Source organism: Arthrobacter sp. NPDC090010, assembly GCF_044748305.1.
Taxonomy (GTDB): Bacteria; Actinomycetota; Actinomycetes; order Actinomycetales; family Micrococcaceae; genus Arthrobacter_E.
Window position 1 is genome coordinate 393,300 of sequence record NZ_JBIVFT010000002.1, and the last position, 20,096, is coordinate 413,395.

A 20,096-nucleotide genomic window follows, 5' to 3' on the forward strand; every position below is an offset into this window, starting at 1 on the left:
CTGCCCACACCCCGAGCCCGGCCCACCTCAGCCGATCCCCTTCAAATGCTCGATGACCGGAGCAGCACCACGAGGAGCCAGCACCGCGATCGCATCAAGACGTCTCTTGGGCAAACGGAGAGCATGCTCCCCCGCCCACTGCCGGGCCAGACGATGAAGCCTCAACAGCTTCTCCCGAGTCACGGCCTCGAACGGATGCCCGTAGTCCATATTGCTGCGCGTCTTGACCTCAGCCACCACCAAGGTGTCACCATCGACCGCCACGATATCCAGCTCCCCCGCCGCACACCGCCAATTCTGCTCCACCACACGCATCCCCTGGTCCTCCAGAAAATCCGCGGCAAGCGCTTCACCGCGCCACCCGAGCACGTCCTTCGTTCTCATGTATCCACCTCCGACACCAGTCTTCAGCGGCGAGAACCCTCCCGGGGAAAGCGGACAAGCTATGTGGACAGGGCCCGGGCAAAAACCTCCACAACAGCCGAAAGAGCGGGCTCACCACGCCCCATTCGTGCGCACCGTGCGATGATGCACACATGGCACTGCCCACTCCGACCCTGGAAACCGCGAGTCTTCGACTTCGTCCCTTTGCCGAGGCCGATGCCGAGGACCTGTTCGCATTGCAGAGCGATGCCGACGTCCTTCGCTATTGGGACTCCCCACCGTGGACCGACAGGACATCAGTCACGCGCTTCATGGACGGATGCCGGCGGATGTCAGAGGAAGGCAGCGGCGCACGCGTGGTGATCGAACGGATCTCCGATCACAGCTTCGTCGGCTGGTGCACCTTCAACAGCTGGAACCCCGAGTTCCGCAGCGCCTCGCTGGGCTACTGTCTCAATCAGTCGAGCTGGGGCCGCGGCTATGCGACCGAGGCAGCGCGTGCCCTTCTCCGATGGGCGTTCGCGACACTCGATCTGAACCGCGTCCAGTCCGAGACCGACACCGGAAATTGGGCGTCCGCCCGTGTGCTGGAAAAGCTTGGCTTCGTGCTCGAAGGCACTCTCCGCGAGGACTGCATCGTGAACGGGGATGTGTCGGATTCCTGGGTGTATGGGCTGCTGCGTCGTGACTGGAAAGGATGACGCCCCGAAGTCCCAGAGCCGCCCGCGTCACCTTGACCGGAAAGGGGCTCAGTTCCCCAGGTCATCGGGCTGTGGCAGGCCCAGGTCGTCGTTCCGTGGCAGCTCTTCGACGTTGACGTCCTTGAACGTGATCACCCGGACGTTCTTCACGAACCGCGCCGTGCGGTAGACGTCCCAGACCCAGGCGTCATTGAGTGTCAGGTCGAAATAGACCTCCCCGTCGGCGCTGCGGGCCTGCAGATCGACATGGTTGGCCAGATAGAAGCGCCGCTCGGTCTCCACGACGTAGCTGAAGAGTCCCACCACGTCCCGGTACTCGCGGTACAGCTGGAGTTCCATCTCGGTTTCGTAATTCTCAAGATCCTCGGCACTCATGTTTCCATCTTCCCTCAGCGGACAGGGTGGCGCACGCCATCCGATCCCGTTCTCAGAGGAGCTTCCAGCTCCTGCGGTGCTGTTCACACGCCCCGTGCTCGCGCAGGGCGGTCTTGTGGACTGCCGTCCCGTAGCCCTTGTTGATCTCCCAGCCGAACATGGGGAACTCCTGTGCCATGACGGCCATCAACTCGTCACGTTCCACCTTGGCGAGAATGCTTGCAGCCGCAACGCCCTGGCAGTCCATGTCCGCCTTGATCCGCATGGTCACCGGCAGATCGCGGAGGCTGGGAACGCCGTCGTCCTCGCCCGACGTCGACGACGGCGCCAGAGCGTCGAACAGGGAATCCGCCGGGCGCTGAAGCCAATTGTGCTTTCCATCCAGCAGCACGGCGTCGGCCACGCCTCCGGCGCCCCGCACCTGCGCCCAGGCCCGTTCAGCGGCAAGCGCCAGTGCTTCCACGATGCCGAACGCATCGATCTCAGCCGCCTGTGCGTGCCCGACTGCTGCGTGACGTGCCCAATCCCGGACCACGGGAACCAGTTCTTCGCGCCGAGCAGCCTTCAGGAGCTTGGAATCCCGCACCTGCGGAAGTTCCACCAGCTGTTCCAGATCCAGAACCGTGAGCCCCACGCTGACGGGCCCCGCCAGCGCGCCACGCCCCACCTCGTCGAGGCAGGCCAGGAAGCGGACTCCCTGGGTGGCAAGGGAACGTTCGAACTCCAGTGTGGGAGCAGGCAAGGTCACTCCCCGGAATGGCTCGCCAGAGCCGCGGGGATCTGATCGGGACGCACGTTCTCGGCAGCCTTCGCCGGCGCGGGCACGTCCTTGAACACCTCGGGATAGTTGCCCAGGCCGCCCATCCGGTTCAGCGGGAGGACGATGACGACGGCGCGGCCCTCCACATCGCTGATGTCCACGAAACCGGCGCCCGGTCCGCCCTGGTGGGCCCGCGAGTCCGCGGAGTTGTTCCGGTTATCGCCCATGACCCAGATCTTGCCGGCGGGCACGGTCACATCGAATCTCTGCGGAACAGGCTTGACGGCCGGGTTGATGTAGCTCTCGTTGAGGCTCACACCATTGACCTGGATTCTGTCCTGGGCGTCACAGCAGACCACGTGATCCCCCGGCAGCCCGATCACGCGCTTGACCAGGTACTGCTTGGATTCATCCGGCAGAAGTCCGAGGAAGGCCAGGGAATCGTTCACCCAGGCGAAGGGACCACGGTTCGTCTGTTCGATCGGCGGAAGCCAGCCCTTGGTGTCCCGGAAGACCACCACGTCGCCGTGCTCCAGGCCGATCGGCGTGGGCACCAGGCGGTTCACGAAGATCCTGTCGTTGACCTCGAGGGTCTGAACCATCGACTCACTCGGTACGTAGAAGGCCCGGAAGAGGAAGGTCTTGATGAGGAAGGACAGCAGGACCGCCACTCCGACGATCACGCCGATCTCCTTCAAGAAGGAGAGCACCGGATGTTCTTTTTTCCGCCTCTTCGAACGGCTTCTGCGTTCGTCTGGCGCCTGTCCGGCCTGCGAGTCCGGTTCAGGAAGGTGTGCTCCCAATGCTGTCCTTCCGTTCGGGTCATCGGCCAAGCGCCGGTGACGGGATCTGTCTCAATCTATCAAGCGGCCAGACGATCCTGACCGGTTCCCCCAGGACACGCTCGACCGGGATCATGCCGCCGCCCGGTGCACCCAGCAATGACCGGGAGTCGACGGACACGGAGCGGTGATCCCCCATCAGCCATAGCCGGCCGGCCGGCACCAGGACGTTGAAGGAGACCGTGCTCGGCGCATCTCCGGGATAGAGATAGGGCTCGTCCACGGCCTTCCCATTGACCGTCAGCCTGCCGTTCGCGGTGCAGCACACCACATGATCTCCGGCCACTCCGATGACGCGTTTCACGTACACCGTGTCCTGTCCGACGATGCCGAGCCAGCGCCCTGCCTCGCTCAACCCGTCCAGGACGGGTCCCCGACCACTGTCGGCCGGGTCCAGGGAGCCGCGTCCGTCGAAGACCACCAAGTCCCCCCGTTCAGGCGCCCGTCCTTGAAACGCCGTCTTGGAGACCGCGATCCGGTCCCCCTCCTGCAACAGGGGTTCCATGGACGCCGACGGGATGTAATACACGTCCACCCACAAGGCCCGGACGCACGAGATCACGAGCACCGCGACAACCACCCCGAGAGCGACAAAACGCCAGCCCCGGAAGGGGGACTGGCGTTTTGTCGTCTTCATGAAGAAGTGATCCTCTGGGGAGGTACTCGCGGTGACCGCGGGTGCTCCCGCGAAGGATTACTTGGAGGCGCCGAAGTCGCGCTTCTCCTTGATCTTTGCTGCCTTGCCGCGCAGCTTGCGCATGTAGTACAGCTTGGCGCGGCGCACGTCACCACGGGTGACGAGCTCGATCTTCTCGATGATCGGGGAGTGCACCGGGAAGGTACGCTCCACACCGACACCGAAGGAGACCTTGCGGACCGTGAAGGTCTCGCGGACACCGGCACCCTGACGGCCGACGACGAAGCCCTGGAAGACCTGAACACGGCTGTTCTTGCCTTCGATGATGTTGACGTGCACCTTGAGGGTGTCGCCGGGGCGGAAGTCGGGGACGTCGTTACGCAGCGAGGCTGCGTCGATGGAATCGAGGATGTTCATAGATCCACTCCTGGCGGACGCCACAGGTCATCCGCTTTGGTAGCCAGCATCCCGACGGCTCGGCCGGGCAGGATGCTGAAGTGTGCTCGCCGCGGTTCCCGGGGATGGGTTCCGCGGTGGTCCGCTTGTTGGCCGTGCGCCCCCTGTGGCAGGCGGCAGCCCAATGGACACCAAGAGTCAATTTTGCCACAGAGACCTCTCCGTGACCAATCGCACGCAGCGCGTCAGCCCGCTTCGGGGCGTCTCCGCAGTCTTCCGTCGACGACGTCGTACCCCAGTTGAGCGAAAGCCTCACGGTCTGCACCGGGCAGCGCCGTCGCGTCGAACTCCTCCAGAAGGTCAGGACGCCGTTCCGCGGTGCGTTCGAACTGCTGATGGCGGCGCCAGCGAGCGATCTTCCCGTGGTTGCCGGACAGCAGTACCTCGGGCACTTCGTGTTCGCGCCAGGACGACGGCTTGGTGTACACGGGGTACTCCAGCAGACCGTCCGAATGCGACTCCTCGATCAGCGACTCGGCGTTGCCCACCACACCCGGCACCAGCCGGCCGATGGCTTCAACCATGGCCATGACGGCCACTTCCCCGCCGTTGAGAACATAGTCACCCAGGCTCACTGGGCGGACGTCGAAGCGTTCCCGCGACCAGTCTAGAACCCGCTCGTCGATGCCTTCGTAACGGCCGCAGGCGAAAACCAGGTGCTCCTCTTCGGCCAGCTCGTATGCCATGGCCTGTGTGAAACGGGCCCCGGCCGGGGACGGGACGATCAGAACCGGACGGGAATCCCCAGCCGTCTCCGCCGCGCCGCGCTCCGCCTCCGGAGGCAGGACGGACTCCAAGGCCTGAGCCCACGGTTCCGGCTTCATGACCATGCCCGCACCGCCGCCGTACGGCGTGTCATCCACGGTCCTGTGCCGGTCGGTGGTGAAGTCCCTCAGATCGTGCACGTCCAGAGACAGAAGTCCGTCCTGGCGGGCCTTGCCGATCAGCGACAGCTTGAGGGGTTCCAGGTACTCCGGGAAGATGCTGACGACGTCGATGCGCATGGTTCAGTCCACGTCCCCGTCGCGAGGCGACTCGCCGCCGTCGTTGTTCAGATCGAGAAGACCCGGTGGAGGCGTGAGCAGCACGTACCCCTCCTCAAGATCGATCTCCGGGACGATCTCCTCGACGAACGGAACCAGGACCTCACGGCCGTCAAGGGTCTCGACCACGAGCAGATCCTGAACCGGCATGGTGGTCAGAGCGGCGACGGTGCCGACCTTCTCATCCCCCACGCGGACCTCGAGCCCCTGCAGTTCGTGCTCGTACCAGCCGTCGTCAGAGCCCTCATCCTCGAGTTCGTCGCTCTCCACGAACAGATAGGTGCCCCGGAGTTCCTCGGCCCGGTTGCGATCCGCCACCGATTCGAAGCCCAGCAGAAGGATGCCCTTGTTCCAGCGGGCACGGGTCACGATCAGCGGCCCGTTCGCCTCGGGTTTGGTGGCGAACTCGGCGCCGGGGACGAAACGGCCTTCCGGATCATCGGTGAAGACCTCCACCGTGACCTCGCCGCGGATGCCGTGCGGCCTGCCCAAACGTGCGACCTGGAGCTCCATGGTCCTCCTGTCAATGTCCTGAATGTCAAAGGAGGCGGTGACATTCACGGTTACGCCGCGGATGTCACCGCACAAAGCAACGGCCCCTCCACCATGAGGGCGGAGGGGCCGTTGAGGTTCTAGCCTGAGTGTCTCAAGCCGCTTCTAGCGGCGACGCTCGCCGTCGACGACATCCACGCGGACCGGGCCGCCCTCGGAGAGGGCTCCCATCACCGTGCGGAGCGCGCGGGCGGTACGACCCTGACGGCCGATGACACGGCCCAGGTCGTCGTCGCTCACACGAACCTCGAGGCTTTCACCGCGACGGCCGTTGCGGGCGGCCACGGTGACGTCCTCAGGGCTGTCCACGATGCCGCGGACCAGATGCTCAAGAACCTCGGGAAGCAATTACTCAGCCTCGGTGGTCTCGGCGGCTTCCTCGGAAGCCTCCTCAGCCTTCTTGGCCTTGGGGGTGATGGCCTCGGGCAGCACGACGGAGTCGGTGGACGGAGCCACGAACGCAGCCTTGTCTTCCTTGGTCTTCAGGGTGCCCTCGGCGCCCGGGAGACCCTTGAACTTCTGCCAGTCACCGGTGATCTTGAGGAGGTTCAGAACCTGCTCGGTCGGCTGAGCGCCGACGGAAAGCCAGTACTGAGCACGCTCGGAGTCGACCTCGATGTACGAGGGCTGCTCGGTGGGGTGGTACTTGCCGATCTCCTCGATGGCACGGCCATCGCGGCGGGTGCGGGAATCCGCAACGACGATACGGTAGTACGGTGCGCGCATCTTGCCGAAGCGCTTGAGGCGAATCTTAACGGCCACTGTTGTGGTCACTCCTGTTTCTGAAACGGGGTTGAACCCCTTGTTCTGCTCCCGTGGGGCGGGCCATACTGAAGGGTTCCGAGAACATGATGCATGCGCGGGAAGAGGGGCCGCGCAGATCAGGTACCCGATCATTATGCCAGATCCCGGCAAACCGTCCTAATGGACCCGCGGACTGCGGAATTCAGGCGGACCAGAGATAAAGCCGCTGACGCGAACCGGAATCGACGGCTCCGGCGAGCGCGGTGAGCGCCAGCAGATGACGCTGCGCCTCAGCGGTGCTGAAAGGCACGTCCTCATCCTCCGCCCAGCGTCCGGCCACAGTGGCCAGAGCCGGGTCCTCACCCTCCTCGTGGTACTTCGGAAGCTCCTCGAGCACCCTCAGGGCCGTCGCAGGGAAGGCATAGAGTTCATCGACCGCGATATCGGCCATCTCGAGCTCCTGCTCCCCCGCGCTGTGCACGGCCTGTGCCGCCAGCGCGCAGAGCTGCTCCACCTCGAAATCACTGACCCCGTCGATGCGCAAGGCCTCGGGAGCGGCTGCAGCCCCGGAGGACAGCTCACCCGCCCGTTTCAGCGCCTGGGGGTGGTTGGCAACGAAAACCTCTACGAAAGCGTTCGACTGGCTCATGTCATCCTCGGAAAGTCGATATGCGGAACAAGGGCAGGCGCAGGGTATTCAGTTCTCCTGGGAACGGCGGTCCGTCCGACTTCAGGCTATCCCACCGCGACCCGGAGGCTGTTGCGCCACGGGTCTTCGAAGCGCAGTTCCGCGCCGGTGTGGTGATGCGTCACCCCGGCGACCCGCAGACGGTCGGCGAGCGCCGCGACGTCGTCCCCTCCGGGGACACGGATCAGTACCTCGCCGAGACCGAGCGTGTCCTTGCGAGGACCGGCGCCACGACTGTTCCAGACGTTCATGGCCATGTGATGGTGATATCCGCCGGCCGAGACGAAGAGCGCCGAGGCGCCGATGGCCGCGGTCCGTTCGAAGCCCAGCGTGCCGACGTAGAAGTCGGAGGCGGTGGCGACGTCGCCCACCTGCAGATGGACATGCCCGACATCGGCGGCGGCCTGCCGCTGTCCGGTCAAGGCCTCCTCCGCGAGGTGCTGCTGCAGGAAACCATTGGGGTCCAAAGGCAAGGAATCCATCACGACGTCACCCGCGTTCCAGGACCACTCGCCGCGGGGACGGTCGAAGTAGAGTTCGATGCCATTGCCTTCCGGATCGCCGAAGTAGAAGGCCTGGCTGACCAGGTGGTCTGCGCTGCCCTGAAAGAGCTTCGGGTCGTAGGAGGCCGCGGTGGCGAGGGTCGCCGCCAGGCCGGCGCGATCCTCGAACAGGAGGGCGGTGTGATACAAACCCGCCTCACCCCGGCCGGGCAGTTGCAGACCGGCCGCCGGAGCAAGATGCACCAAGGTGTTCCCGCCGCGGCCGAGGGCCAGCCCTCCGTCCCGTTCGGCGATGACCTCAAGGCCGAGCGCCCGCTGGTAATAGTCGCTCATGAGTTTCATGTCGGAGACCTTGAGCATGACCGTACCCATGGAAAGATCGGCGGGCAGAAGGTCCTGAGAGTGTGCGGCTGAAGCGTTCATACTCTTCTCAATTACTTGAAGCTTCAATTTATTCCGCACTTCAATTCATTCCGCGAGGGTCCTGTATGGGACACCTTCCCGGAAGACCTGCTGTGGAGTCGCGAGGACCGTCAGATTCTTCCTTGGGTCCTGGGCGTAGACCACCACATCGGCCGGAGCGCCTTCATCCAGGCCGGAGGCCCCCAGCCAGCTCCGTGCGGCCCAGCAGGCGGAATCGACCGCCGATTGCGTGGTCAGGCCCGCCCTGTGCAGCTCGTTCACCTCATCGGCCAGGCGTCCATGAGCGATCACGGTGCCGGCGTCGGTGCCCGCGAAGATCCGGACCCCCGCGGCATGGGCGCGGGCCACATTCTCATAGCGTCGTTCCCACAGTGCCCTCATGTGTGCGGCATACCGTGGGAACTTCGCCTCCCCCCGGGCCGCGATGTCCGGGAAGGTCGCGATGTTGATCAACGTGGGAACGATGGGGATGCCCCGCTCGACCAGCTGCGGCAGATGTTCCTCCTGCAAGCCGGTGGCGTGTTCGATGCAGTCGATTCCGGCCGCGATGACATCGTCCAGGATTTCCTCACCGAAACAGTGCGCGGTCACCCTGGCTCCTTCGTCATGAGCCGCCGCGACAGCCTCGGCGAGGAGTTCCGCGGGGAAGGACGGCTTGAGATCCCCGGCGGAGCGGTCGATCCAGTCCCCCACCAGCTTCACCCAGCCCCGAGGGTCCGCCGCGACCGACAGCCTCGCCTGCTCGCGCACGGCCTCGACGAGCCCGGCGTCGTCCACTTCCAGCGCCAGACCCCGCAGATAACGACGCGACGCCGCCACGTGCCGCGCCGCTCGGATGATCCGGGGCGCATCCGCACGACCATCAAGCCACCGCGTGTCCGCCGGCGATCCTGCGTCACGCACCAAGAGGGTCCCGGCAGCCAGATCCCGGCGCGCTTGTTCCACGGTCAGCACCTCATCCGCGGCTCCGCCCTCGGTCAGCCCGATATGGCAGTGGGCGTCCACCAGCCCCGGGAGAACCCAGCCGTCCACTCGCAGATCCGGCTCGACGGATGGCATCCGGAAGGTCAGGCGGCCTCCGACAGACCAAAGGCCCAAGGCCTCATCGTCCGGTCCAAGCAGCACAGGACCCGTGAATTCGATGACCGGGCGTGGTCGCATTTCAGCCATGGAGCAAGCGTAGCGGCCTCGTGTTACCGTGTTCGAGACCACACGGGTGTCCCGGCAAGGGGCTGAGATCGGACTGATGCTGTCCGGACCGTAGAACCTGACCGGGTAATGCCGGCGAAGGAAGTGAGTATCGATGAAATCACTGCAGCAATCCCCTGCCCACAGTCTGGAATTCCTCGATGGGGAACACGGCATCCGTGTCCCGGTGACGAACATCCACCTGGAGGATTCGCCCGGCGGCCGGGCCAACGCTCCCCTGCGGGTCTACCGGACGGTCGGCCCCGGCAGCGAGCCCGAGCGCGGCCTGCCGCCTCTGCGGGCGGAGTGGATCCGGGACCGCGAGGACGTGGAGACCTATCAGGGCCGCGAACGCAATCTGCTCGACGACGGCCGCTCGGCCGTCCGGCGCGGAGCCTCCTCGCAGGAGTGGCTGGGCGAGCGCAGAGCACCGCTCGTGGCCAAGAACGGACGGCGTGTGACCCAGATGCACTACGCCCGGGCGGGGATCGTGACGCCCGAGATGCGCTTCGTGGCGCTGCGCGAAAACTGCCCCGTGGAGCTCGTGCTCTCCGAGGTCGCTGCGGGCCGCGCGATCATCCCGGCCAATATCAATCACCCCGAGTCCGAGCCGATGATCATCGGCAAAGCCTTCCTGGTGAAGGTCAACGCCAACATCGGCAACTCCGCCGTCACCAGTTCCATCGCGGAAGAAGTGGACAAGCTGCATTGGGCGACCCTGTGGGGCGCGGACACCGTCATGGACCTCTCCACCGGCGACGACATCCACACCACCCGTGAATGGATCCTCCGCAACTCTCCCGTCCCCATCGGCACGGTTCCCATCTATCAGGCCCTGGAGAAGGTCAACGGTGAGGCGGACAAGCTGAGCTGGGAGGTCTTCCGAGACACGGTGATCGAGCAGTGCGAGCAAGGCGTCGACTACATGACCATCCATGCCGGCGTGCTGCTGCGCTATGTTCCGCTCACGGCGGACCGGGTCACCGGCATCGTCTCGCGCGGCGGGTCCATCATGGCCGGCTGGTGCCTGGCTCATCACCGGGAGAACTTCCTGTACACCCACTTCGATGAGCTGTGCGAGATCTTCGCAAGGTACGACGTCGCGTTCTCCCTGGGCGACGGACTGCGGCCCGGTTCCACAGCGGATGCCAACGACGCCGCGCAGTTCGCCGAGTTGGACACGCTGGCGGAGCTGACCAAGAGGGCGTGGGAGTACGACGTGCAGGTCATGGTGGAAGGACCGGGTCACATCCCGTTCCACCTGGTGCGGGAGAACGTGGAACGGCAGCAGGAACTCTGCGACGGCGCCCCCTTCTACACTTTGGGACCGCTGGTCACCGACATCGCCCCGGGTTACGACCACATCACCTCGGCCATCGGTGCCACGGAGATCGCCCGCTACGGCACGGCCATGCTCTGCTACGTCACGCCGAAGGAACACCTGGGCCTGCCGAATCGGGACGATGTGAAGACCGGCGTGATCACCTACAAGATCGCGGCGCACTCTGCGGATCTGGCGAAGGGGCATCCTGGAGCCCACGAACGAGACGATGCTCTCTCGAAGGCCCGCTTCGAGTTCCGCTGGCGAGACCAGTTCTCGCTGTCCCTGGACCCGGAGACCGCAGAAGCATTCCACGATGAGACGTTGCCCGCGGAACCGGCCAAGACGGCGCACTTCTGCTCGATGTGCGGGCCCAAGTTCTGCTCCATGCGCATCTCACAGGACATCCGTGACGCCTATGGATCCCGCGAAGCCCAGCAGGCCGAAGTTCAGGAGGCGCTGGCCGGGATGGCCGCCAAGAGCCAGGAGTTCCTGGATCAGGGCGGCAAGGTGTACATCGAGTCGATCCCGGTCGGGGTGCCGAAGACCTGAGTCCCCGCAACGCGGGGTCACTCAGGGCCCGATCCCAAGGGAAAATCGGGCCCTAAGTGACCCCGCGTTGCGCCTTCAGAGGTGTCTGCGCAGGAATGCCTTGATCGCGTCGGCTCCCTCAGGCGAGTCCTGTGGCCGGTGCCCACCGGGGACCACCACATGCTCCGCACCGGATTCCGCCAGGAGCCGGGCGATCCGTTCATACGCGGGTTCCCAGCCTCCCGAGACCACGAGCATCGGCACACCGGGGATGATCCCGTCGCCTTGCTCCCCGGGATTTCGCGCCGTGAGCTCCGGCAGCCACGGCTCGCAGAGCACGAGGGCGCTCACCAGCAGAGGGCGCTCGACGGCGGCGTTCACGGCCGCCGTCGAACCTTCACCATGAGCGACGACGGCGGCCGGCACGCCACCCAGCGTCTCGATCAGAGTCTCCGCGTCCAGCGGTTTCTCCGGGTCCTGCCTCAGGAACAGGGCGTCGAAGTCCAACGCCAGGCCATGCTGACGCGGCCACGCCGAGGCCCCGGACGCATCACGTCCGGGGACCAGGACCACCCGGGAGCGGGAGGCGGGAGAGTAGGAGGACACGGGCCCTTATTTGCCCAGGAACTTCTCGAAGCCCTTGGGCAGTTCCATGTTCGACGGGTCGAAGTCCTGTGCCTGCTGGCCGAAGGCGGCACCCGAAGGGGTCCGGTTGGCGCGGCGTTCCTCCGCCTCACGCAGCTCCTGAGCCGCCTTGGCAGGGTTGCCGGAACGCACCTTCTTCTTGCCGGCGTTCTTCTTCGCCGCCTTGCGCGCGGTGCCGCCACCGGCGCCCGCGGACATTCCGGGCATCCCCGGCATTCCGCCCTGGGCCATCTTCTTCATCATCTTCTGGGCCTGACCGAAACGCTCCAGCAGACCGTTGACCTCGGAGACGTGAACACCGGAACCCCTGGCGATGCGTGCACGCCGCGAGCCGTTGATGATCTTGGGAGCCACGCGCTCGTGCGGGGTCATGGAGCGGACCATGGCCTCGACCCGGTCGATCTCGCGCTCATCGAACTGCTCCAGCTGCTGACGCATGTTCTGCGCGCCAGGCATCATCATGAGCATCTTCTTCATCGATCCCATCTTGCGGATCTGCTGCATCTGGGCGAGGAAGTCCTCGAAGGTGAAGTCCTCCTGGTCGGCGAACTTCTTCGCCATCCGGGCCGCTTCATCCTTGTCCCAGTTCTGTTCGGCCTGCTCGATCAGGGAGAGGATGTCGCCCATGTCGAGGATGCGGGAGGCCATGCGGTCCGGGTGGAAGAGCTCGAAGTCATCCACGCCCTCGCCGGTGGAGGCGAACATGACGGGCTTGCCCGTCACGGAGGCCACGGACAGCGCGGCGCCGCCGCGGGCGTCGCCGTCGAGCTTGGAGAGCACGACGCCGGTGAAATCGACACCTTCATGGAAGGCGTTCGCCGTGTTGACGGCGTCCTGGCCGATCATCGCGTCGATGACGAAGAGGACCTCGTCCGGCGTGATGGCGTCACGGATCCGGCGGGCCTGGTCCATCATCTCGGCGTCCACACCGAGGCGGCCGGCGGTGTCGACGATCACGATGTCATGCAGCTTCTGGCGCGCCTCGGCGACACCGGCCTCGGCGACAGCCACCGGATCGCCGCTGGGGACATCGAACTCGCTCGTGGTGCCCGGGTGCGGTGCGAACACCGGAACTCCGGCGCGCTGGCCGACCACCTGCAGCTGGGTGACGGCGTTGGGACGCTGAAGGTCACAGGCCACCAGCAGCGGGCTGTGTCCCTGACCCTTGAGCCACTTGGAGAGCTTGCCGGCCAGGGTGGTCTTACCGGCGCCCTGGAGGCCCGCGAGCATGATGACGGTGGGCGGATTCTTCGCCAGACGCAGCCTGCGGGTCTCGCCACCCAGGATCGTCACAAGCTCCTCGTTGACGATCTTCACGACCTGCTGGCTCGGGTTCAGAGCGCCGGACACCTCTGAACCGAGGGCGCGCTCCTTGATGCGGGAGGCGAACTCGCGCACGACGGGGACGGCGACGTCGGCGTCGAGCAGGGCGCGACGGATCTCGCGTACGGTGGCATCGACGTCGGCCTCGCTCAAGCGGCCCTTGCCGCGGAGGTTCTTGAACGTCGCTGTCAGCCGGTCAGAGAGTGAATTGAACACGCGCCGCGCACTTCTTTCGCAATGAGGTACCAGGACTGCAACCCGGAGCCGGGTGATCCCGGCACGGGCCCCGTGCCAGGGGGCACGGACTTTCAGCTTTCAAGGGTACCAAGTCAGGGTGACGTGATGGCATGCTGGCATAGTGACCAGCATCAGACACGCCCGGCGTTCCCGGGCCAAGGACATCAAGACCCTTCTCATTCTCGGAGCATCCGGCGATCTCACCGGGCGATTGCTCCTCCCAGGGCTCGCCTCACTGGTCACCGCCGGACGGGCCCCTGAACTGAGCCTGATCGGGGCGGGAGCCGAATCGTGGACCCCTAGCAAATGGCAGCGCCGGCTCGCCAAAGCCCTGCCCATCGACGCCGGCGACGAGGCCAAATCCCTGTGGAAGGAAGTCACCGCGACTTCGTCCTACCGCCAGGTGGATGTGACGGCTCCGGGCGCCTTCGCTTCGCTGCTGGCTGAACTGGAAGGCCCGGTGGCGGTCTTCTTCGCGTTGCCTCCGAGGATCAGCCTGCTGGCCTGCGAGGCGTTATCCCCCGAGGACGTCCCCTTCGGCACCCGGCTCGTGCTGGAGAAGCCGTTCGGGTCCAATGCGGCGAGCGCCCGCGAGCTCAACGGCACGCTGCGCAGGCTGGCACCCGAGGACCACATCCACCGCGTGGACCATTTCCTCGGCAAGTCGACCGTGCTGAACATTCTCGGGATGCGCTTCGCCAATCGGTTCCTGGAGCCGCTGTGGAACCGCGACAACGTGGCAGAGGTGGAGATCGTCTTCGACGAGGATCTCGCCTTGGAAGGACGGGCCGGGTACTACGACCGGGCCGGAGCGCTCCGCGACATGATCCAGAGCCATCTGCTCCAGATCATGGCACTCATGGCGATGGAACCACCGGCCACCCTGAGCGAGCGTGATCTGAGGGACGGCATCGCGACCGTGTTGCGCGCCAGCAAGGTGGCAACACCGTTCCGCAAGAACACCCGGCGTGCGCGCTACACGGCGGGCAAGATAGCGGAACGCAAGGTACCCGACTACGTGGCCGAGGAAGGCGTCGATCCTGAGCGCGAGACGGAGACGTTCGCCGAGGTTCGCATGGAGATCAACAATGCCCGCTGGGCCGGTGTCCCGTTCATCCTCCGCAGCGGAAAGGCCCTGGGGAGCAAACGGAAGGAGGCGGTGATCCGGTTCAAACCGCTCGCACACCTTCCGGCCGGTTTCTCCGGCACCGATGAGGCGGATGAGCTGCGCATCGGGTTCGGCCCCGAGACACTGAGCATGGGGCTGGACGTGACCAGCGCCGGCAACGTCTTCTCCCTGTCCCGGGTGGAGCTGACCACCGAGCTGCACTCTTCCGGACTCCTGCCCTACGGCGAAGTCCTGGACGGCGTACTGCATGGCGACCCTCTGCTGTCCGTCCGCTCCGACGTGGCCGAGGACTGCTGGCGGATCGTGGATCCGGTCCTCTCGGCGTGGGCCCACGGACGGGTTCCTCTGGAGGACTACCCCGCCGGCTCGCAGGGACCGTCCACCGAATCCTGACCCCCGCCCCGCAAACTCGCGCATTCCGTGCGAGCCCGCGTCCCCTATGCGCGGGCTCGCACGGAATGCGCGAGTTCAGCCGACGGGCTGAGCATACGACGACGGCGGGTCACCCTCTTCAGGGTGACCCGCCGTCGTCGTGGGGTGCGGTGGCCTGGCAGTCTCAGATGGCCGCTGCTCCCCGCTCCCCCGTCCGGACCCGGACCGCTTCGTGGACATCCACGGTCCACACCTTGCCGTCCCCGGCCCGGCCGGTGTTCGAACTGGCGATGATGACGTCCAGGATGTCGTCCGCGGTGTCGTCGGTGGCCAGGACCTCGACCCTCAGCTTCGGCAGCAGATTCACGTTGTACTCGGCCCCACGGTAGACCTCGGTGTAGCCGCGCTGCCGGCCGTAGCCGTTGGCCGCACTGACCGTGAGCCCCTGGACTCCGTAGGCTTCCAGACCTTCTCGAATGCTCTCCAGCTTCTCGGGCCGGACGATCGCGGTGATGAGTTTCATGCGTCCACACTCTCCTTACGGTCCTTGCCCGAGGTCTGCCCCGTGGCAGCCTTCTGGAAATCCGCGGCACGGCGATCCAGGGCCGCTGAAATGGCCTCCAGAGATCCCTGCGGCTGGAAGGTTCCGCCGTGACCTGCCAGGCCGAACTCGTAGGCGGACTCGGCGTGCAGCGAAAGGTCCACCCCGATCTCCTCCTGCTCCTCGGAGACCCGGAAGCCCAGGGTCTTGTGGATCGCGAAGCCGATCACCGCGGTCAGAATGGCCGTGTAGGCGACCGAGAAGCCTGCGGCAGCCAGCTGGGACATCAGCTGATCCCAGCCTCCGCCGTAGAACAATCCGGCACGCGAGCCGTCCACCGGGATCGCGATGAAGCCGAGGGCGATGGTGCCGATCAGACCCGACACGAGGTGGACACCCACCACATCCAGCGAGTCGTCATAGCCGAAGCGGAACTTCAGGCCGACCGCGAGGGCGGAGGCCACACTGGCCACGATGCCCAGGCCGATTGCTCCCACCGGGCTGACGTTGGCACACGCGGGGGTGATCGCGACCAGACCGGCCACCACACCGGAGGCGGCGCCCAGCGAGGTGGGGTGGCCATCACGGATGCGCTCGGTCACGAGCCAGCCGAGCATGCCGGCCGCGGGAGCCGCGAGCGTGTTGATCCAGATCAGTCCACCCTGCTGCGCTGTCGTGGCGGCACCGGCGTTGAACCCGAACCAGCCGAACCACAGGATCGCGGCGCCCAGCATGACGAAGGGGATGTTGTGGGGACGGTGGTTGGGATCCTTGCCGAAGCCCCGGCGGTTGCCGATGATCAGCACCAGGATCAGTCCCGCCACACCGGCGTTGATGTGGACCACGGTGCCACCGGCGAAGTCGATGGCGGGACCCAGGGCCTTGCCGATCGCTCCGTCGGGACCGAAGAGCCCGCCACCCCAGACCATGAAGGCGATCGGGCAGTAGACCAGCGTCACCCAGACCGGGACGAACAGGGCCCAGGCACCGAATTTGGCACGGTCCGCGATCGCTCCCGAGATCAGCGCCACGGTGATGATCGCGAAGGTGGCGGCATAGCCGGCCTTGATCAGTCCGTCAGGGCTGCTGACGTTCTCCAGTCCGAAGGTGGCGAAGGGATTGCCGAACATCTCGAAGACGCCCTCCCCTCCGCTCATGGAGGAGCCCCACAGGACCCAGACCACTCCGACGATCCCGATGGAGATGAAGCTCATCATCATCATGTTCAGGGCGGCTTTGGCACGGGTCATGCCGCCGTAGAAGAAGGCCAGGCCCGGTGTCATGAACAGCACCAGGGCTGCGGCCACCATGAGCCATACGTTGCTGGCGGTCAGTTCCATGGCTTGTGTCCTTATCTCTGAGGGCCGTCTCACGACGGGCCGGTGGTTCAGTCCGACGCCGGAGCGTCCTGACATCCACTTTCGACGTCGCGTGTTTCGCCGGGCACGGCGCCAGATTGCACCGCTGTTACGCTTCCGGCCCCTGGGTAAAAGCCCCGTGACGGCGATATTTCCGGAATGTTTCGCGCTCCGGGCAGGGGCCGGCCGCGGTCCTGGTGCCCGTCTGCGCCCGCGGAAATGCGAGGATGTCTCCACAGACGTTCAAATATCGGACATTTAACTGGAGAATCATGAGTGGCCCTTCACAGCATCCGTCGCCCTTCGACCCCGTTCCGCCGGGCGGGCCTGAGAGCCGGCGCAGTACCCGCGCGGGTGCTTCGGGCACCGGATTCCGTAAGAGGAAACGGAACTGGTTCGTGGCGGGAGGCGTCGCCGTGGCCCTCGGGCTCGGAGGCACGGCGGGTGTGCAGCTGCTCGCCCAGTACGGCGAAGACGGCGGCTCCCCTGCTGCAAGCAGCCGTGCGTCCGGAAGCCCCTCTGCAAGCCACCCGGCCACCACTCCCTCGGCACTCAAGACCGTCACGGCGGCGAACGCCTACCGTCAGCCGGGCCCACCAGCGGGCTCCCCGATGAATCCGGTCGAGCCCTTCACCGTCTCGATCTCGCCCGACGCCACCGGGGCGCGGCTCGACAAGGGCCTCGTGGGGCTTTCCTTGGAGCTGACCGATCTCGCCCTGCCCTCGCTGTCCAAAGACAACACCGGCCTGGTTGAGCTGTTGAAGTCACTCAACGGACCGATGCTCCGTTTCGGCGGCAATTCGGTGGAGCGCCGGGCCTTCTGGACCTCCAGCGGGGAGGCCCTGCCGTCATGGGTCAAGGGCGACTCCACACATCCCACCGCGAAGGTGACTCCGGAGGACCTCCGCAGGGTGAAAGGGCTGCTCGACGCGAGCGACTCCACCGCGGCGATCGTCGTGGATCTGGCCCATCTTGAACCTGAGCGTGCTGCGGACTTCGTCAAGACCGCCCAGGATGTCTTCGGACCCCGCTTCCTCGGATACACGCCCGGTAACGAGCCGAACGGCTACGAGGCCAACGGAATGCGGCCCAAGGGATGGGGCGAGGCCGGGTACCTGCAGGACGCCCGCAGCTATGCCGATGCCATCGCGAAGGCGGCTCCCGAGGTTCCGGTCATCGGGCCGGGCACCTACTCCATGACCTGGGGCCGGGGCTTCGCGGCGGCCGAGTTCCCCGAGAAGAAGATCTACTCCTTCCATCACTACCCCTTCTCCAGCTGCAACGGGGCCGATCCCGCGGGCAAGCCCACGTATGCGAACCTGCTGAGCAGGTCGAACCGGGACGGGGGCATCGGCTTCCGCCAGCGCATGATGGCCGCGGCCACCGAGAACAAGCTGCCCGTGTGGATCACCGAGGCCGGCACCTCAGCCTGCCCCGGCTACCAGAACGAGACCAACAAGTCCCACGCATCGGCGCTGTGGAGCATCGACTACGCCCTCAGCTCCGGCGCCCTCGGAGTCCAGCGCCTCGGCTTCCACTCCTCGCTGGCGGCCTGCAAGGGCGGACCGTCCATGTCCTCCGTCTGCAACACCGGAACCATGTCCGCTCCGAGTGGAGACTTCCTGACCCGGGCCAATTTCTGGGGCGAGGCCTTCGTCGCACAGCTCCCGGCGGGTGAGTTCCTGAAACTGAACGCCGACGGCGACCGGCTCAGCTATGCCTACGCCATCCGGCAGGGTGCGGATCAGCTCACGGTGGTGATCATCAACACCAACGATCCGCAGCGTGCGGCTCAGAGCAAGGTCACCGTCTCCCTGCCGTTCCCGGCCAGCCGCGGCACCATGGCCCAGCTGCAGGGGCCGTCCTATGCCTCCGACAACGCCACCGTGATCGATGGCAAGAAGGCCGTCGCCATTCCCGAGAGCCGGAGGCCGGGCATCCCGGGCTTCGGCGGCGGGGACACGGTCTCGCTCCCCCTGACCGCAGGAACCGCGACAGTGCTCACGTTCCACCGCTGAACTGGTGCTCCGCCGGTGAGCCGGCGCTCTGCCGGTGACCCGCGACAACGCGGAAACCCCCGAGGCCGGGGTGCTCCTGAACGTTCAGGAGCACCCCGGCCTCGGGGGTCGAAGCGTCGTGTGGATCAGCCGAGGATGGCGTCCACGAAAGCCTCGGGATCGAACGGAGCCAGGTCGTCCGGGCCTTCGCCCAGCCCCACGAGCTTGACCGGGACCCCGAGGGTGCGCTGGATGGCGACGACGATGCCGCCCTTGGCCGTGCCGTCGAGCTTGGTCAGCACGATGCCTGTCACGTCCACCACTTCTGAGAACACCTTGGCCTGCGTGAGACCGTTCTGCCCGGTGGTCGCATCCAGCACGAGGAGGACTTCGTCGACCTCGGCGAGCTTCTCGATGACGCGCTTGACCTTGCCGAGCTCGTCCATCAGGCCGATCTTGTTCTGCAGGCGTCCGGCGGTGTCCACCATGACGACGTCGACTTCCTGCTCGATGCCCGCCTTCACGGCCTCGAAGGCGACCGACGCCGGGTCGGCGCCTTCGACGTCGGACTTGACCGTGGGCACGCCGACACGCTCGCCCCAGGTGGTCAGCTGTTCGGCGGCCGCAGCACGGAAGGTGTCCGCAGCACCGAGGATCACGTCCTTGTCCTCCGCCACAAGAACGCGCGCCAGCTTGCCGACGGTGGTGGTCTTGCCGACACCGTTGACACCCACCACGAGCATCACCGCGGGACGGTCGGCCTTGCGGCTCACGTCCAGGCTGCGATCCATGGCGGGGTCGACGAGCTTGAGCAGTTCCTCCCGCAACATGCCGCGGACATCCGCCGAGTCGCGGCTGCCCATGACCTTGACCCGGGCGCGCAGGGCATCCATGAGTTCAGTGGTCGGCTCGGTGCCGAGGTCGGCGAGAAGCAGGGTCTCCTCGATCTCATCCCAGGTGTCCTCGTCGATCTGATCGCTCGAGAGCAAGGCCAGCAGACCTTTGCCGAGCATATTGCTGGAACCCAGCAGGCGGGCCCGGAGCCGCTGCAGACGGCCGGCCACCGGGGCCGGCTGCTCGATGGACGGGGCGGCCGGCAGGACCTCCTCGACGGTCTCCTCGGTGAGAGTTCCCGAAGATGCGGCCGGACCGCCGTCGTCGGCGCTGGAAGCCTCCTCCCGGTCAAGGACGGCGGTGCCGCCCGAAGGGGGCATGACCGGGTCGTTGGCATCGCGAGTGCCGGTGTACTTTCGGGTGCTGCGGCCCTTGAGCAGCAGCGGCACGGCAATGCCGAGCACCACCAGGACACCGACGATGATCAGGATCAAGGGAAGGAGGTCATTCAC

General features: G+C 66.0%; 22 protein-coding genes and 1 riboswitch. Of the genes, 4 read left to right on the top strand and 18 right to left on the bottom strand.

Annotated elements, in window-relative coordinates:
- Positions 1 to 27: 27 nt before the first annotated feature.
- Positions 28 to 384 (bottom strand): YraN family protein, encoded by a 357-nt coding sequence (locus ACIPXZ_RS04655; protein WP_400590959.1) that lies wholly within the window; start codon positions 382 to 384, stop codon positions 28 to 30.
- 152 nt (positions 385 to 536) lie between these two features.
- Between ACIPXZ_RS04655 and ACIPXZ_RS04660 the strand changes: the two genes are divergently transcribed.
- Positions 537 to 1,085 (top strand): GNAT family N-acetyltransferase, encoded by a 549-nt coding sequence (locus ACIPXZ_RS04660; RefSeq protein ID WP_400590960.1) that lies wholly within the window; start codon positions 537 to 539, stop codon positions 1,083 to 1,085.
- A 48-nt stretch (positions 1,086 to 1,133) separates the two neighbouring features.
- Here the strand turns inward: ACIPXZ_RS04660 and ACIPXZ_RS04665 are convergent, their stop codons facing one another.
- The 12 genes from ACIPXZ_RS04665 to ACIPXZ_RS04720 all read right to left on the bottom strand — a co-directional run bounded on the left by ACIPXZ_RS04665 (position 1,134) and on the right by ACIPXZ_RS04720 (position 9,278).
- A complete protein-coding gene (locus ACIPXZ_RS04665; RefSeq protein WP_400590961.1) occupies positions 1,134 to 1,460 on the bottom strand; it encodes a DUF2469 domain-containing protein in 327 nt (108 codons plus the stop codon).
- Between the two features lie 52 nt (positions 1,461 to 1,512).
- Positions 1,513 to 2,208 (bottom strand): ribonuclease HII, encoded by a 696-nt coding sequence (locus ACIPXZ_RS04670; protein WP_400590962.1) that lies wholly within the window; start codon positions 2,206 to 2,208, stop codon positions 1,513 to 1,515.
- Positions 2,205 to 2,930 carry a signal peptidase I gene (lepB, locus tag ACIPXZ_RS04675; RefSeq protein WP_400590963.1) on the bottom strand — a complete coding sequence of 242 codons (726 nt, stop codon included), beginning with the start codon at positions 2,928 to 2,930 and terminating at the stop codon, positions 2,205 to 2,207. The genes ACIPXZ_RS04670 and lepB (ACIPXZ_RS04675) overlap by 4 nt, the downstream gene beginning before the upstream one ends.
- 112 nt (positions 2,931 to 3,042) lie before the next feature.
- Positions 3,043 to 3,699: a signal peptidase I gene (lepB, locus tag ACIPXZ_RS04680; RefSeq protein ID WP_400590964.1), complete on the bottom strand. Its 657-nt coding sequence runs from the start codon at positions 3,697 to 3,699 to the stop codon at positions 3,043 to 3,045.
- Positions 3,700 to 3,756: 57 nt separating this feature from the next.
- The gene (gene rplS, locus ACIPXZ_RS04685; RefSeq protein WP_400590965.1) at positions 3,757 to 4,116 is read right to left on the bottom strand and encodes a 50S ribosomal protein L19; all 360 of its coding nucleotides are present in this window, start codon (positions 4,114 to 4,116) and stop codon (positions 3,757 to 3,759) included.
- Positions 4,117 to 4,340: 224 nt separating this feature from the next.
- The gene (trmD, locus tag ACIPXZ_RS04690; protein WP_400590966.1) at positions 4,341 to 5,159 is read right to left on the bottom strand and encodes a tRNA (guanosine(37)-N1)-methyltransferase TrmD; all 819 of its coding nucleotides are present in this window, start codon (positions 5,157 to 5,159) and stop codon (positions 4,341 to 4,343) included.
- Positions 5,160 to 5,162: 3 nt separating this feature from the next.
- On the bottom strand, positions 5,163 to 5,711 hold the full coding sequence (gene rimM, locus ACIPXZ_RS04695; protein ID WP_400590967.1) for a ribosome maturation factor RimM: 549 nt from the start codon (positions 5,709 to 5,711) through the stop codon (positions 5,163 to 5,165).
- 144 nt (positions 5,712 to 5,855) lie between these two features.
- Positions 5,856 to 6,098 carry an RNA-binding protein gene (locus ACIPXZ_RS04700; RefSeq protein WP_400590968.1) on the bottom strand — a complete coding sequence of 81 codons (243 nt, stop codon included), beginning with the start codon at positions 6,096 to 6,098 and terminating at the stop codon, positions 5,856 to 5,858.
- The gene (gene rpsP, locus ACIPXZ_RS04705; RefSeq protein ID WP_400590969.1) at positions 6,099 to 6,512 is read right to left on the bottom strand and encodes a 30S ribosomal protein S16; all 414 of its coding nucleotides are present in this window, start codon (positions 6,510 to 6,512) and stop codon (positions 6,099 to 6,101) included.
- Positions 6,513 to 6,696: 184 nt separating this feature from the next.
- Entirely contained in the window at positions 6,697 to 7,143 is a 447-nt protein-coding gene (locus ACIPXZ_RS04710; RefSeq protein ID WP_400590970.1) for a hypothetical protein, read from the bottom strand.
- Positions 7,144 to 7,229: 86 nt separating this feature from the next.
- Positions 7,230 to 8,108, bottom strand: a complete 879-nt coding sequence (locus ACIPXZ_RS04715) for a VOC family protein (RefSeq protein ID WP_400590971.1) — start codon at positions 8,106 to 8,108, stop codon at positions 7,230 to 7,232.
- A 45-nt stretch (positions 8,109 to 8,153) separates the two neighbouring features.
- Positions 8,154 to 9,278: an amidohydrolase family protein gene (locus ACIPXZ_RS04720; RefSeq protein ID WP_400590972.1), complete on the bottom strand. Its 1,125-nt coding sequence runs from the start codon at positions 9,276 to 9,278 to the stop codon at positions 8,154 to 8,156.
- Between the two features lie 32 nt (positions 9,279 to 9,310).
- Positions 9,311 to 9,418, top strand: a riboswitch (TPP riboswitch).
- On the opposite strand from ACIPXZ_RS04720, the gene thiC reads away from it, so the two are divergent.
- Positions 9,412 to 11,169: a phosphomethylpyrimidine synthase ThiC gene (thiC, locus tag ACIPXZ_RS04725; RefSeq protein ID WP_400590973.1), complete on the top strand. Its 1,758-nt coding sequence runs from the start codon at positions 9,412 to 9,414 to the stop codon at positions 11,167 to 11,169. Its footprint overlaps the riboswitch before it by 7 nt.
- Before the next feature lie 75 nt (positions 11,170 to 11,244).
- Here the strand turns inward: thiC and ACIPXZ_RS04730 are convergent, their stop codons facing one another.
- Together ACIPXZ_RS04730 and ffh are read right to left on the bottom strand one after the other, a co-directional pair.
- On the bottom strand, positions 11,245 to 11,754 hold the full coding sequence (locus ACIPXZ_RS04730) for an alpha/beta fold hydrolase (protein ID WP_400590974.1): 510 nt from the start codon (positions 11,752 to 11,754) through the stop codon (positions 11,245 to 11,247).
- A gap of 6 nt (positions 11,755 to 11,760) precedes the next feature.
- Positions 11,761 to 13,332, bottom strand: a complete 1,572-nt coding sequence (ffh, locus tag ACIPXZ_RS04735; RefSeq protein WP_400590975.1) for a signal recognition particle protein — start codon at positions 13,330 to 13,332, stop codon at positions 11,761 to 11,763.
- Positions 13,333 to 13,474: 142 nt separating this feature from the next.
- Between ffh and ACIPXZ_RS04740 the strand changes: the two genes are divergently transcribed.
- A complete protein-coding gene (locus tag ACIPXZ_RS04740) occupies positions 13,475 to 14,875 on the top strand; it encodes a glucose-6-phosphate dehydrogenase (RefSeq protein WP_400590976.1) in 1,401 nt (466 codons plus the stop codon).
- Between the two features lie 163 nt (positions 14,876 to 15,038).
- Here the strand turns inward: ACIPXZ_RS04740 and ACIPXZ_RS04745 are convergent, their stop codons facing one another.
- On the bottom strand, positions 15,039 to 15,377 hold the full coding sequence (locus tag ACIPXZ_RS04745; RefSeq protein ID WP_400590977.1) for a P-II family nitrogen regulator: 339 nt from the start codon (positions 15,375 to 15,377) through the stop codon (positions 15,039 to 15,041).
- Complete coding sequence (locus ACIPXZ_RS04750) at positions 15,374 to 16,735, bottom strand: ammonium transporter (protein WP_400590978.1); 1,362 nt, start codon at positions 16,733 to 16,735, stop codon at positions 15,374 to 15,376. Before ACIPXZ_RS04750 ends, ACIPXZ_RS04745 begins: the two co-directional genes overlap by 4 nt.
- Before the next feature lie 290 nt (positions 16,736 to 17,025).
- Between ACIPXZ_RS04750 and ACIPXZ_RS04755 the strand changes: the two genes are divergently transcribed.
- Positions 17,026 to 18,771 carry a hypothetical protein gene (locus ACIPXZ_RS04755; protein ID WP_400590979.1) on the top strand — a complete coding sequence of 582 codons (1,746 nt, stop codon included), beginning with the start codon at positions 17,026 to 17,028 and terminating at the stop codon, positions 18,769 to 18,771.
- 125 nt (positions 18,772 to 18,896) lie between these two features.
- Here ACIPXZ_RS04755 and ftsY read toward each other — a convergent pair whose 3' ends face one another.
- Positions 18,897 to 20,096, bottom strand: a complete 1,200-nt coding sequence (ftsY, locus tag ACIPXZ_RS04760) for a signal recognition particle-docking protein FtsY (RefSeq protein WP_400590980.1) — start codon at positions 20,094 to 20,096, stop codon at positions 18,897 to 18,899.